This window comes from uncultured Erythrobacter sp., assembly GCF_947502395.1.
GTDB lineage: Bacteria > Pseudomonadota > Alphaproteobacteria > Sphingomonadales > Sphingomonadaceae > Erythrobacter.
Genome location: NZ_CANMZM010000001.1, coordinates 266,796 through 279,640, shown reverse-complemented (window position 1 = coordinate 279,640; position 12,845 = coordinate 266,796). Strand labels below are relative to the sequence as shown.

At 55.6% G+C, this 12,845-nt stretch carries 15 protein-coding genes; 6 read left to right on the top strand and 9 right to left on the bottom strand.

Going from position 1 to position 12,845, the window contains the following annotated elements:
- Positions 1 to 9 precede the first annotated feature (9 nt).
- The 8 genes from tgt to Q0778_RS01215 all read right to left on the bottom strand — a co-directional run bounded on the left by tgt (position 10) and on the right by Q0778_RS01215 (position 6,535).
- The gene (tgt, locus tag Q0778_RS01250) at positions 10 to 1,134 is read right to left on the bottom strand and encodes a tRNA guanosine(34) transglycosylase Tgt (protein WP_298333437.1); all 1,125 of its coding nucleotides are present in this window, start codon (positions 1,132 to 1,134) and stop codon (positions 10 to 12) included.
- An 8-nt stretch (positions 1,135 to 1,142) separates the two neighbouring features.
- Positions 1,143 to 1,922 (bottom strand): ABC transporter permease, encoded by a 780-nt coding sequence (locus Q0778_RS01245; protein ID WP_298303211.1) that lies wholly within the window; start codon positions 1,920 to 1,922, stop codon positions 1,143 to 1,145.
- Positions 1,922 to 2,875 (bottom strand): ABC transporter ATP-binding protein, encoded by a 954-nt coding sequence (locus tag Q0778_RS01240; RefSeq protein WP_298333435.1) that lies wholly within the window; start codon positions 2,873 to 2,875, stop codon positions 1,922 to 1,924. The genes Q0778_RS01245 and Q0778_RS01240 overlap by 1 nt, the downstream gene beginning before the upstream one ends.
- A 13-nt stretch (positions 2,876 to 2,888) precedes the next feature.
- Complete coding sequence (queA, locus tag Q0778_RS01235; protein ID WP_298333433.1) at positions 2,889 to 3,926, bottom strand: tRNA preQ1(34) S-adenosylmethionine ribosyltransferase-isomerase QueA; 1,038 nt, start codon at positions 3,924 to 3,926, stop codon at positions 2,889 to 2,891.
- Positions 3,927 to 3,993: 67 nt separating this feature from the next.
- Positions 3,994 to 4,683 carry a peptidylprolyl isomerase gene (locus tag Q0778_RS01230; protein ID WP_298303204.1) on the bottom strand — a complete coding sequence of 230 codons (690 nt, stop codon included), beginning with the start codon at positions 4,681 to 4,683 and terminating at the stop codon, positions 3,994 to 3,996.
- 104 nt (positions 4,684 to 4,787) lie between these two features.
- On the bottom strand, positions 4,788 to 5,300 hold the full coding sequence (coaD, locus tag Q0778_RS01225; RefSeq protein ID WP_298303202.1) for a pantetheine-phosphate adenylyltransferase: 513 nt from the start codon (positions 5,298 to 5,300) through the stop codon (positions 4,788 to 4,790).
- A gap of 48 nt (positions 5,301 to 5,348) precedes the next feature.
- A complete protein-coding gene (locus Q0778_RS01220; RefSeq protein WP_298333431.1) occupies positions 5,349 to 6,263 on the bottom strand; it encodes a polyprenyl synthetase family protein in 915 nt (304 codons plus the stop codon).
- Entirely contained in the window at positions 6,263 to 6,535 is a 273-nt protein-coding gene (locus Q0778_RS01215; protein ID WP_298303198.1) for an exodeoxyribonuclease VII small subunit, read from the bottom strand. Before Q0778_RS01215 ends, Q0778_RS01220 begins: the two co-directional genes overlap by 1 nt.
- A 74-nt stretch (positions 6,536 to 6,609) precedes the next feature.
- Between Q0778_RS01215 and Q0778_RS01210 the strand changes: the two genes are divergently transcribed.
- From Q0778_RS01210 to Q0778_RS01185, 6 genes are read left to right on the top strand one after another with little or no spacing between them, the layout of a single operon-like run.
- Entirely contained in the window at positions 6,610 to 7,014 is a 405-nt protein-coding gene (locus Q0778_RS01210) for a DUF2177 family protein (protein ID WP_298333429.1), read from the top strand.
- A 48-nt stretch (positions 7,015 to 7,062) separates the two neighbouring features.
- Positions 7,063 to 7,737, top strand: a complete 675-nt coding sequence (locus Q0778_RS01205) for a hypothetical protein (RefSeq protein ID WP_298333427.1) — start codon at positions 7,063 to 7,065, stop codon at positions 7,735 to 7,737.
- Between the two features lie 15 nt (positions 7,738 to 7,752).
- Positions 7,753 to 10,008: a phosphoribosylformylglycinamidine synthase subunit PurL gene (gene purL, locus Q0778_RS01200; protein ID WP_298333425.1), complete on the top strand. Its 2,256-nt coding sequence runs from the start codon at positions 7,753 to 7,755 to the stop codon at positions 10,006 to 10,008.
- Positions 9,993 to 10,334: a DUF6122 family protein gene (locus tag Q0778_RS01195; RefSeq protein ID WP_298303188.1), complete on the top strand. Its 342-nt coding sequence runs from the start codon at positions 9,993 to 9,995 to the stop codon at positions 10,332 to 10,334. Before purL ends, Q0778_RS01195 begins: the two co-directional genes overlap by 16 nt.
- The gene (locus Q0778_RS01190; protein ID WP_298303186.1) at positions 10,334 to 10,741 is read left to right on the top strand and encodes a DUF3052 family protein; all 408 of its coding nucleotides are present in this window, start codon (positions 10,334 to 10,336) and stop codon (positions 10,739 to 10,741) included. Before Q0778_RS01195 ends, Q0778_RS01190 begins: the two co-directional genes overlap by 1 nt.
- Positions 10,738 to 11,967 carry a TCR/Tet family MFS transporter gene (locus Q0778_RS01185; protein WP_298333423.1) on the top strand — a complete coding sequence of 410 codons (1,230 nt, stop codon included), beginning with the start codon at positions 10,738 to 10,740 and terminating at the stop codon, positions 11,965 to 11,967. The genes Q0778_RS01190 and Q0778_RS01185 overlap by 4 nt, the downstream gene beginning before the upstream one ends.
- On the opposite strand, the gene Q0778_RS01180 is transcribed toward Q0778_RS01185, so the two are convergent.
- The gene (locus Q0778_RS01180) at positions 11,955 to 12,761 is read right to left on the bottom strand and encodes a Coq4 family protein (RefSeq protein WP_298333421.1); all 807 of its coding nucleotides are present in this window, start codon (positions 12,759 to 12,761) and stop codon (positions 11,955 to 11,957) included. The two genes, Q0778_RS01185 and Q0778_RS01180, sit on opposite strands and share 13 nt — an antisense overlap.
- Positions 12,762 to 12,845 lie beyond the last annotated feature (84 nt).

The following is a 12,845-nucleotide window of genomic DNA, read 5'->3' as shown; positions in this document are numbered from 1 at the left end:
TGTCAAAGCTCAATCCCCAAGATAATTGCGCCGAAATTCTCTCGCGAATTCTGAGAGGTGCTTTTCACTAATTGCCTCGCGCATTTTCTGCATTAGTGCCTGATAGAAGGATAGGTTGTGCTCGGTGAGAAGCATTGCGCCGAGGATCTCATGCGACTTGTGCAGATGATGCAAATAGGCCTTCGAATAGTCGCGCGAGGCTGAGCAATCGGATGTCGGGTCAAGTGGTTCCTGATCCTCTGCGAAACGGGCATTGCGCAAATTGATCGGGCCATTCCAAGTAAACGCTTGTCCATTGCGGCCAGAACGTGTCGGCAGTACGCAGTCGAACATATCGATGCCACGCTCAACAGCGCCAACAAGATCGTCGGGTTTTCCGACGCCCATCAAGTATCGTGGACGATCTTGCGGGAGCATTTCGGGCGCATAGTCCAGTACGCCGAACATCGCCTCCTGCCCTTCTCCTACTGCCAGCCCGCCCACAGCATAGCCATCAAAGCCGATATCGGTCAGTTTCTGAGCACTTTCCCGGCGCAAGTCTTCGTCAAGTGCGCCCTGCTGAATACCAAAAAGCGCCGAACGCGATGCGTGCTCCTCACCGCGGTCAAAACCATCGCGGCTCCTTTTGGCCCAACGCATCGAGAGTTCCATCGAGGCGGCAATCTCGTCTCGAGGACGATCCGCGCGCGGGCATTCATCGAAGCACATTACGATGTCCGAACCGAGCAACCGCTGGATTTCCATCGAACGCTCGGGCGTAAGCATATGTTTGGAACCATCGATATGGCTACGAAACTCGACACCCTTTTCGGTCAGCTTGCGCAACTCAGAGAGGCTCATCACCTGATAGCCACCGCTGTCGGTCAGGATCGGACGATCCCAATTCATGAAATTGTGCAGCCCGCCAAGGCGCGCGACGCGTTCAGCACCAGGGCGCAGCATCAGGTGGTATGTATTGCCAAGAATAATATCAGCGCCGATTGCGCGCACGCCTTCCGGCTTCATCGCCTTGACTGTCGCCGCGGTCCCAACCGGCATAAAAGCCGGAGTGCAGATTTCCCCGCGCTGCATGGTGATCTTGCCAGTGCGTGCGCGGCCGTCGGTGGCGTGGAGCTCAAATGAAAAACGGGTCATTGACGCGACTACTCTCTTAAGCGCCAACCGGTTTTGAAGATAAAGGCGATGACTGCCACGCAAACCGCCAGGAAGCCGAATGTGAGGCCGAGAGAGGTCCAGATCGAGACATCGGACGTGCCATAAAAAGTCCAGCGCAGGCCGCTTACCAGAAAAGCAATGGGGTTTGCATAGGCAATCGTTGACCAGACCCCGGGAAGGTCATCGATCGAGTAGAAAGTGCCGCCCAAGAAGGTGAGCGGCGTTAGGAACAACAAGGGAATAATCCCAAGTTTCTCAAAGCTGTCCGCCCAAATGCCGAGAATGAACCCGAAGAGAGAAAAGCTTGCTGCCACGAGCATAATATAGCCGACCGCCGCGAGTGGATATTTGATCTCGTAATCGACAAAGAAAGTCGCCGTGCCAAGAATGATCGCAGCAAGGATTAGACCTTTCGTTGCCGCTGCCCCGACGAAGCCGATGAGAGTTTCAGCGACGCCCACCGGAGCTGACAAAAGCTCGTAAATCGTGCCCGTGAAACGCGGCATGTAGATACCGAAAGAAGAGTTGCTGGTCGTCTCACCAAGCAAGGTGAGCATCAAGAGACCGGGGATTATGAAAGCCCCGTAAGCAACCCCATCCACCGGTTCCATACGCGCGCCGATCACCGTCCCAAACACCACAAAGTACAGCGAAGTCGTGAGCACAGGTGAAAGAATTGACTGAAACGCCGTGCGCATTGCGCGCATCAGTTCGCGGACATAGATCGACCAAGCGCCGCGCGCGTTAAAGGTCCCGCCCAGTGCCATCACGCCGTCCCCTCCTCGCGTTCAGAGACCAGGTCGACAAAAATGTCTTCCAGCGACGAATCGTGAATATCGATCCCGACATAGTCAATCCCCGCGGCAATCAATGCCTTGGTGAGACTCGCCACTTCAACGTTGCCGCTTGAAGCGTCATCCCCGCTGCCACCTCGATAGATCAATGAGCAGCCATCCTCGCTCAGAGTGACAGGATATGCAGAAAGGCTCTCTGGAACCGCTTGGAGGGACTGCGCCAAAGAAATGATCGCCTCAGTGCTACCCATCTGCTTCATGATCGAGGCTTTGTCATCGACCATAAGTATCTGACCTTTAAGGATAATACCTACACGATCGGCCATCAGCTCAGCCTCTTCGATATAATGCGTGGTGAGGATAATTGTGGTGCCGCGTTCACTCAGGGCACCGATCTGCTGCCACATGCCTTTACGCAGTTCGACATCAACACCCGCAGTGGGCTCATCAAGAAACAGAAGGTCCGGCTCATGTGCCAGAGCCTTTGCAATCAGGACACGTCGCTTCATGCCGCCAGACAGTTCACGGATCTGGCTGTCCTTCTTCTCCCAAAGGCTTAGCGAGCGCAGGATTTCCTCGATCCGCGCTTTGTCGGGAGCAAGCCCGAAAAGCCCGCGGGAATAGGCCACCGCGCGAAAGACAGTCTCGAACATATCGGTCGAGAGTTCTTGGGGAACGAGGCCGATACGCGCCCTCGCCGTTCGCCAATCGCGGGCAAGGTCGCTGCCGAACGCAACCATAGTTCCGGAGGTAGGGCGAACAAGCCCGCAGACCGCGCCAATCAATGTCGTCTTGCCTGCTCCGTTCGGGCCCAATAGCGCAAAAATCTCTCCCTTCCGAATGTCTAGTTCAACATTATCGAGAGCTTTCACACCGCCGGAATAGACCTTGGTGAGGCCTTTGATGGATAGGATGGGATCAGGCATATTGAGCGTTGCGCTAGGGCAGAAGCAGCGATGAGTCACCATAGGAATAGAAACGGTATTCGTTCTTGATCGCGTGGGCGTAAACCTGCATCACCCGCTCGCGACCTATCAAGGCGCTTACGAGCATCATCAGAGTTGATTTGGGCAGATGGAAATTGGTCATCAGCCCGTTCACCGCGCGAAATTGATATCCAGGCGTTATGAAGATGTTGGTGTCACCAGCGAATTCTTGAATGCGGCCATCTTCGCCAGCGGCACTTTCGATGAGACGCAGAGAAGTGGTACCCACCGCAATCAAGCGTCCACCGGCCTCTCGTGCAGCGTTCAACCGTTGTACCGTGCCCGCGCTGATCCGACCGAATTCTGAATGCATCTGGTGGTCATCTGTATCGTCGGCCTTCACAGGCAAGAAGGTCCCTGCACCCACATGCAAGGTAAGCGTCTCACGGCCAATTCCCCTCTCATCAAGTGCGTCGACAAGCCGGTCAGTGAAATGCAGACTCGCCGTTGGTGCTGCCACTGCTCCGTCTTCGGCAGCAAACATGGTCTGATAGTCCGCAAGGTCTTGCTCATCGACGCCCCGACGTTGAGCAATATAGGGAGGAAGAGGCATCGTGCCGGCACGATCAAGTAACACCTCAACGGGCTCTTCACCTTCGAACATTAGCGTAAGCGACCCATCCCTGTGGCGCGCCTCGGCTATGGCCGTGACCTCGCCACCAAAGATCAGCTGATCGCCTTCTTTCACTCGCTTGGCATTGCGCACGAATGCCTGCCAACGGCGCAGATCAATGCGCTTGTGCAATGTAGCCCCGATACGCGCTTCACCCCCTGCCCGGCGCCCTTCAAGCTGAGCGGGCAACACGCGTGTATCGTTGAAAACAAGCACATCGCCCGGTCCAAGGCAGTTTGGCAAATCGAGCACGCCTGCATCTTCGAGCGCTGAGCCTTGCCCTCGCACTACCAACATGCGTGCAGCATCGCGCGGTCGCACCGGACGAAGGGCTATACGCTCTTGTGGAAGCTCAAAATCAAACAGATCAACACGCATGGACCTCGCCCAATAGGGACTTCGCCCGACTGCGAAAACCCACTTTCTGCTGTCGATGAAACCTGGCTTACTGTGATTCTAACGGAGCGCTCAACAAATCAGCCGTCACTTCAGGTTCAGCCTGGGCCGGAGGCGCATTCACCGGGACCGGGCGATTGTCGCTCGCCAATGATGCCTGGAGAATGCGTGTGGGCTGACTGGGTGGTTCGCCCTTATTGATGGCATCCACAGCTGCCATATTCTCAATCACGCGGCCGAAGTTTGTGTAACGCTTGTCGAGACTAAACCGTGGGTAGAATACGATAAAGAACTGGCTGTTCGCGCTATCTTCTTCGGTTGCGCGGGCCATGGACACGGTACCGCGCACGTGCGGCATCGGATTGAATTCTTCGTTGAGGTTCGGAAGCTCTGACCCGCCCTGCCCCGTACCGGTCGGATCGCCGCCCTGCGCCATAAACCCGTCAATCACACGGTGAAAAATGATGCCGTCATAAAACCCTTGCTGTGTAAGAGTTTTGATCCGCTCGACATGTTTGGGAGCCCATTCTTCCATCAAACGAATCTTGACCCGCTCACCATTAGAAAGGTCGAGCACCCAAACATTCTCTGGCTTTTCGCTCTGATCGAAATTGACCGTGGGATAAGTGCGCGTATCGAGCGTTGGAGCCTCTTCTTCGGCCTCATCTTGAGCCAAGGCAGGACCCGAAAAGGCGAGCATTGCAAGAGCGCTCAGAGATGTCGTCAGTGATTTAAGCATGCGTGTGGTCTTCGATCCATATTAAGTCTGTCGGCTCCATCTAACGAGCCGTCCCTGACACTTCAATGAATGAGTGCGCCCAGCACACAGGCAAGTATCATATTCTAATAATCGCCCTTACGCCCCGTCTCCTCGACGCGAGCGTTTACTTCGGACCTGACATCTGGGCTTACGAACGGAGTAATGTCTCCGCCATAGACCGCGATTTCCTTGACTAACTTTGAAGCAATCGGCTGGAGTGAGACATCCGCCATCAGGAACACCGTTTCGATCGCATCATCCAATTGCTGGTTCATTCCGGCCATTTGATACTCATATTCAAAATCGGCCACGGCGCGCAGGCCGCGAATGATCACATTGGCACCCTGCTTCTGAGCGAACTTCACCAGCAAGGCATTAAATCCCACCACCTTAACGTTGGTAAGCCCAAGGTACCTTACCTCTCGCTCAACCATGGCAAAGCGCTCTTCGGTGGAGAACATTGGGTTTTTTGAGGGGTTGGTGGTCACCCCTATGATAAGTTCATCGACGAGTTTGGACCCACGTCGAATGATGTCAGCATGGCCCAAAGTGATGGGGTCAAAGGTTCCGGGATAAATCCCGATGCGCTGGCTCATCAGTGGTTCCTCTCAAATCTTCCGGGTGCTGCCGTCCGCATTGTGCGTCTATCTATCACGCTCAACTATAAACTGGGCGAGCGCACGCAAGGTATCCGCTTCGCTCCCGTACGAGCTTAAATGTCCAATCGCTTGATCGACGAGCACTCTCGCCTGCTCGCGCGCCTTGTCGACGCCCATGAGAGTCACAAAAGTCTGCTTGCCTTGCTCCTCATCCTTGCGCAATGCCTTACCAGCTTTTTCGGCATCGCCTGTGACATCGAGGAGGTCATCAGCAATCTGGAACGCAAGGCCAATGTCGCGTGAATATGCGCGCAAGTGAGCGCGGCCTTCGACGGGAACTTTGCCCAGAATTGCGCCCATTTCTACGGAGCATGAAAGAAGCGCGCCGGTCTTTAACTGCTGCAACCTCGTGATCGCTTGCAGGTCGTAAGTCACCCCGTCTTCGTCGGCGACCATATCCATCATCTGCCCGCCAGCCATCCCGTTCATACCGCTGGCAAGGCCAAGGGTCGAAATAAGTTCGCTGCGCACAAACGGGTCGGCACTGGTCTCCGGATCAGCAAGGATCTCGAAAGCCAGCGCATGAAGCGCATCTCCGGCCAACACCGCTGTCGCTTCGTCATAGACCTGATGCAGCGTTGCCTTTCCGTGCCGTAGGTCGTCATCGTCCATGCAAGGCAGGTCATCATGGATAAGCGAGTAGCAATGAATAGCCTCCAACGCGGCTCCAGCTCGCAAAGCCGCCGTGCGATCAACGCCAAACAGTTCCGCCGTGGTCACCACCAGAAGTGGTCGCACACGCTTGCCACCTCCTATGGCCGCGTAACGCATCGCTTCAACAAGCCGTGCGCGGGTGTCTGAAGGTACTGGTAAAAACGCGTCGAAAACCGAATCAATCTCACTCTGAACCCGTGCAAGGCCATCTTTGAGCAGGTCGCCTTGCATTCCGACTACGGTCATCAAGCATTGCCCCCATCCAAGGGAACAGTGCCGCTGGGAGCCCCATCAGTTCCAGCGACGATCTTCTCAATGCGAGCCTGGGCGCTATCGAGCCTCTTTTGACAGGCAGCGCGCAGTTTTTCGCCGCGTTCGTACAAGGCAATCGATTGATCGAGCGGCACATCGCCGCGCTCCAATTGCGTGACAATCTCTTCAAGCGCGGTGAGCGCTTGTTCGAAGCTCATCTGTTCGATGTCCGGCAGTGCACCACCGGCAATGTTTCCCTCGTCCATGGCATGGAGCATTGACGCTGAGCACTCGCCCGGTCAAGGCCCGTCCAAAGCGATTGCCAACAGGGAATTAGGTGATGAGCAGATATTTGATCGCATTTGTCAGCGCGGCTCTAATTTTTGGAGCGCTGGATGCCGCATGGCTCAATTGGGCAGGCCCCAATCTGTACGAACCGAATATCGGCGAGATCATGGCTGAAAACTTCAATGTAGCGCCCGCTGGTGCGTTCTACGTTCTCTATCTTCTCGGCATGACTTGGTTCGCGATCCGGCCAGGTATTGAAAGCGAGAATGTGCGTCATTCGCTTCTCAACGGCGTGCTCCTTGGTGGACTGTGTTACGCAACCTTTGACCTTACCAGCCAGGCTGTTTTCAAGGTCTGGGCCACCAAGGTGACCCTCTACGATATTTTTTGGGGAGCATTTGCGACAGGGATCACGAGCACTCTTGCCTGTTGGATAGCATTGCGCTTCACCCGCTAACACAGCTAACTCAGACAACAAAACAAACGGGCGATACTCGGGGCACTCATGTTCATCGGTCACTTTGCACCAGCTTTCGTTGCAGCGGCATCCTATTCGCGTGGGCCAAAACTGGCGACTTATTTTGTCGCTGCTCAGTTGGTGGACTGGGGCTTCTTCATCCTCGCGATGGCCGGAGTGGAGAAGATGCGGATCGATCCGGGAGCGACCGTTATGGTGCCTTTTGATCTCCATCACATCCCCTACACTCACAGTCTCCTAGGGGCAGGGATTTGGGCGCTGGTCTTTGGGATAGTGGTTGCAATTTGGCATCGTGATAGCCTCGCTGGATTGCTGTCGGCAAGCGTGGTTGCCTCGCACTGGGTCCTCGATTGGATCACCCATCGGCCCGATCTCACATTGACAGGAGGCGGAGAGGCCTATGGATTGGGCCTTTGGAACCACCCCGAGATTGCAATGCCGCTTGAGATAGGAATCGTTCTGGCAGCCTTTCTCTTCTACATAAGGCGCTCCCGCGGGCCCGTCGTGCAACCTCTTATACTTCTTTTGGTGATGCTCGTGTTCCAGGCAATCAATTGGTTCGGCCCTCAACCATCCGAGGCTGGCATCATGCTTTATCTGCAAGCATTGCTCTCATTTGGCGTCTTGACCGGACTGGCCATGTGGGTGGGGAAGAATCGCTATTTTACCCAGAGAGGCGGGTTGGCGGCAGCGAGCCTCTAGATTAAGGGGGCGCTCATGAGCGAAATCACCCCTGAAGTAGTCGAACAGCACGGTCTTTCACCCGAAGAGTACGAACGCGTGCTTGCAGGACTTGGCCGCGAGCCCAATCTTGTTGAGCTTGGCATTTTCTCGGTCATGTGGTCCGAGCATTGCTCTTACAAATCGTCGCGCCTTCATTTGAAGAAGCTGCCGACTGAGGCCGACTGGGTGATATGCGGTCCTGGTGAGAATGCTGGGGTCATCGATATTGGCGACGGGCCTGATGGACAAAGGATGGCGGCGATCTTCAAGATGGAGAGCCACAACCACCCTTCTTACATTGAACCTTACCAAGGCGCGGCGACGGGGGTCGGCGGCATCTTGCGCGATGTCTTCACCATGGGCGCACGGCCTGTGGCGAATATGAACGCTCTGCGCTTTGGCCGTCCAGATCACCCCAAGATGAAGCACCTGGTGCAAGGCGTGGTGGCTGGCATTGGCGGCTATGGCAATTGCGTTGGCGTGCCCACCGTGGGCGGCGAAACCAATTTCCACCCGGCTTACGATGGCAACATCCTTGTAAACGCCATGACCGTTGGCATCGCGGATGCGGACAAAATCTTCTATTCAGCCGCGACAGGTGTCGGGAACCCGATTGTCTATGTCGGCTCCAAAACCGGTCGTGACGGCATCCACGGCGCGACTATGGCGAGCGCGGATTTCGAGGAAGATGCAGAAGCCAAGCGTCCCACCGTTCAAGTGGGTGATCCCTTCACGGAAAAGCTCCTGATCGAGGCCTGCCTTGAGCTGATGGCAACCGATGCGATTGTGGCCATTCAAGATATGGGCGCAGCGGGCCTCACCTCTTCCAGCGTTGAAATGGCGACCAATGGCAAGGCGGGCATCCGTCTCGACATGAACATGGTCCCCTGCCGCGAAGAGGCGATGACGCCTTACGAAATGATGCTGTCTGAGAGCCAAGAGCGCATGCTCATGGTGTTGAAACCCGGCAAAGAAGAGATGGCTGCGGCGATCTTTGAGAAGTGGGAACTGGACTTCGCGGTCATTGGCGAAGTGACAGATACGCAGCATATGGTCCTTGAGTTCAACGGCGAAGTTGTTTGCGATATTCCGCTTGGCCCTCTCGCCGCGGACGCGCCTGAGTATGACCGGCCCTACGTTTCGAAAGACGAATACGCGGCGTGGGCTGGGATTACGCCGATGAGAGACGCGCCAGACACCAGCGATCCAGGCACGGACCTATTGAAACTGCTCGCCTCCCCCAATCTTGCCTCACGCGGTTGGATCAGGGAGCAATATGACAGCCAAGTGATGGCTGACACGCTGCAGACCGGTGGAGATGCCAGCGTTGTGCGGGTGCACGGCACCGACAAGGCTCTGGCGATGAGCACCGATTGCACGCCCCGCTATGTCTATGCAGACCCCTATGAAGGAGGCAAGCAAGCCATCGCCGAGGCCTATCGCAACATCTGCGCGGTTGGTGCACGGCCTCTTGCCGTCACCAACTGCTTAAACTTTGCCAACCCGCAGCGCCCTGAGATCATGAGCCAGTTTGTCCACGCTCTAGAAGGCATGGGCGATGCTTGCCGCGCGCTCGACTTCCCGATCGTTTCGGGCAACGTCTCGCTCTATAATGAAAGCAAGGCGACGGGCGGCGGCTCGGCGATCCTTCCAACGCCTGCGATTGGCGGCGTGGGCATTCTGGAAGACGCTTCGAAAATGGTAACGCCCGCGTTTAAAACGGAAGGCGATGCGATCTACCTTATCGCGCCCGAATTCTGGGCGAAACCTGATCCGACGCGCTCGCACCTTGGCAAATCACTTTGGCTAGACGTCGTTAAAGGCCGCGATGAAGGCCGTGCGCCTCCTGTCGATCTTGCCACAGAAAAAGGCGCTGGACAAATTGTCCGTAAGCTCATTTGCGAGGGGCTGCTGACCGCAGTTCATGATCTTTCGGATGGGGGGCTTGCTGTGGCTTTGGCCGAAATGGCGATGTCCGGTGGTATCGGAGCCGAAGTCGCGGCAAACGATGCCTACACTGTCGCGCAGTGGTGGTTTGGCGAAGATCAGGCGCGCTATGTCGTCACAGTTTCACCAGACAACGCGGACGCATTCAACCGGATCGTGGCCGAAGGGCCTGACATTCCAGAGGCGGAATTGATAGGCTTCACAAGGCTCGGCACAGTTGGCGGCGACAGCCTTTTGGGTGTTTCACTCGAAGACTTGCACTCCGCTCACAACAGCTTCTTCGCCGATTGGATGGGCGTATAGAGTTTCTTCAACCCATCCTCCATTACGGTGGCCATTTCATCGCTCCATTGCTGATTGCGGCCGCACTCTGGAGATCGGAATGGAGACGCTACGGCGCTGTCATGGTCGCGGCGAACCTGATTGACCTCGATCACCTGCTCGCTGATCCGATCTTTGATCCAGAGCGTTGCTCAGTCGGATTCCATCTCCTCCATGGATGGGAGGCAGGGTTAGCCTATCTTGCTATGATGCTCGTGCCACGCTGGTGGGTCCGTGCACTTGGTGCTGGAGCCTTTTGGCATCTGACAGTGGACTATGGCGACTGCGTCATGCAAACATTGCCGTGATGACAGCAGGTTACTCCGGAACACCGCTAGCGAAAAAGCTGACACTGAGGGACACCATGCGCGTCCTGTTCGACGGCATGCCTGACAGTATCAGGCGCGAGATTGACCATTATAACCTCGACTTGCGTCCAGTTGGAAATGACAAGGGCACCTTTGATGCTGCGCATCTCTTTGTGACCGACGCGGTCGATCTTACCGAGAAAATTCGAACTCTACGCCAGTCAATGGATAGAAATGGTCAGATCTGGGTGAGTTGGCCCAAGAAGGGATCAGGTCAGGAAACTGCATTGGATCAAGTTGCAGTGCAACGCATCGGAATCGCCGTGGGCCTCGTCGACATAAAGAAATGCGCCGTTGACGACGTCTGGTCAGGTCTCAAATTTGTCATCCCAAAGGCTGATAGATGAGCGAGAAAGCGACTCCCGCGACGCTCTTCATCGTCGCGCTGATTGTCTTTATCGATATGCTTGGGATTGGGCTCATCATCCCGGTGCTCCCCGGCCTCTTGGAAGAGGTCACCGGGCTTGGTCTTGATGAGACCGCGCGAATTGGCGGGTGGCTGCTGTTTGCCTATGCGATGATGCAGTTTCTGTTCGCACCGATCATCGGTGGGTTATCGGACCGCTTTGGACGTAGGCATGTCTTGCTCGCGACGCTGTTCATGCTCGGTATTGATTACGCTATTATGGCTTGGGCTCCGACGCTGTTCTGGCTATTCATCGGTCGCATATTGTCCGGCATAATGGGTGCAAGTTGGGCGGCGGCGAACTCGTGTATCGCTGATGTCGCAGGGCCAGAGACGCGCGGAAAATACTTCGGGATTATGGGAGCCGCTGGCGCCAGTGGTTTCGTAATTGGACCGGGGCTTGGCGGACTGCTCGGCTCGATTGACGTTCGCTTTCCTTTCGTCGCAGCAGCCATCATCGCGATTGGCGGCACGATTGCAGGTTACTTTCTGCTCAAAGAAACTCTGCCAGAAAGCCAGCGCCGGAAATTCAGCATGGCACGCGCAAATCCATTGGGCACGCTGGTTCAGATGGCTCGTGTGCCGGTCGTGGTCGGCTTCTTGGCCGTGATCTTTTTTTCGCAACTGGGCGCGCAATCACATCAGACCGTATGGGCTTATCACACCGAACTGGTGTTTGGTTGGGACGAGCTTGAGATTGGTCTAAGCGTTGCCCTTTTCGGCATTATGCTCGTGATTGTACAAGGTGGACTTACTGGAAAGGTGATCGAGCGCATCGGCCCCGGACGCACAATCATGCTTGGTTTTGCGGTCTCACTTCCCGCCAACCTACTCTTCGCTTTCGCTCCCGCAGGATATGTCATGATCATCGGAATCGTAATCGGAGCGATTGGCGGCCTCACCTTCCCGGCAATGCAGCAGATGATGAGCGCGCGGATTTCAGAAGATGCCCAAGGCGAACTTCAAGGCGCTATTGCAAGCACAATGAGTATTACCGCGATTATCGGTCCCCTTATCATGACAAATGCGTTCAGCACTTTTGCCGATGATGTGGGCCTGTTCTTCCCAGGTGCACCCTATTTACTGGCATTCCTGTGCGGCTTAACCGCGATGGGCATAGCGTTCTGGAATATCAGGCGAAGTAAACTTGGCGCTCAAGCAGCCTGAGGGGCCACCGGATCTTTCTCTGAGAGGTCAAGCGACTCTTTATCAAAGCCTTCTGCTTGGAGCGCTGCGAGGCACTGGCGGTAGATCACCGGCTTTCCAATACCCAACCTTGCCCGGGCCTCATCGATGTCTTCGCGCATCACTGCGGCAACGTCCATATGCGCCAATTTTTGAGCAGCTTTTCCAAGCCGCTGTCCCTCGCGCACGGCTCTAAAGAGCGGAGCATTGGTGCCAGTTAACTTTTTGATTTGCCGCGCAGCCGCGTAGCCAATGAAGAGGATGCCCGGGTTGTAATTCTGTGAATAGGTGAAGCCCAAAAGTGCAGCTTCACCCAAGGCATCGCGGCCATAGCCCGTCAGCACATGGAAGAGATCATGCGTGTCCCGTAGCCGATTGAAGTACCACTCGGTCTGATCATTGGGACGACGTTCGGCAGGTGCCCATTTGTGGCTCTCGTCAACAAGACCCTGCGCGCTCAGGCCTTCGCGCTTCATGAACGCAATGTACTTCTTGGCAACGCTGTTGTCGGGCAGGTCCGCCCAATCCTCGTGAGCATCAAGCATTGTGGGAATGTCGACTTCATCCCGCAGGAACCGCTGGCCGTCCTCAGACGCGATAAAATCCCATGCCTGCCGGTGAGATTTCTTGCCCTTCGTCGCCTCGATAATGTGAAAGACCTGCTCTGTGTCTTCCTTATCTTCGACAAGTTTGCCAAAATGATGGAGCACCTTGAACGGCCGAAAACCGGAAACAACACGCTCGGGCGCAACCATGGGCAGGTCCAACAACGCCATAATATTTCTCCTATTGAGCCCGCTACTTACATCAATGTAAGTTAAGAGTCCACTAGCCTTTTTTTGAATAAGCGGAGATAGGAA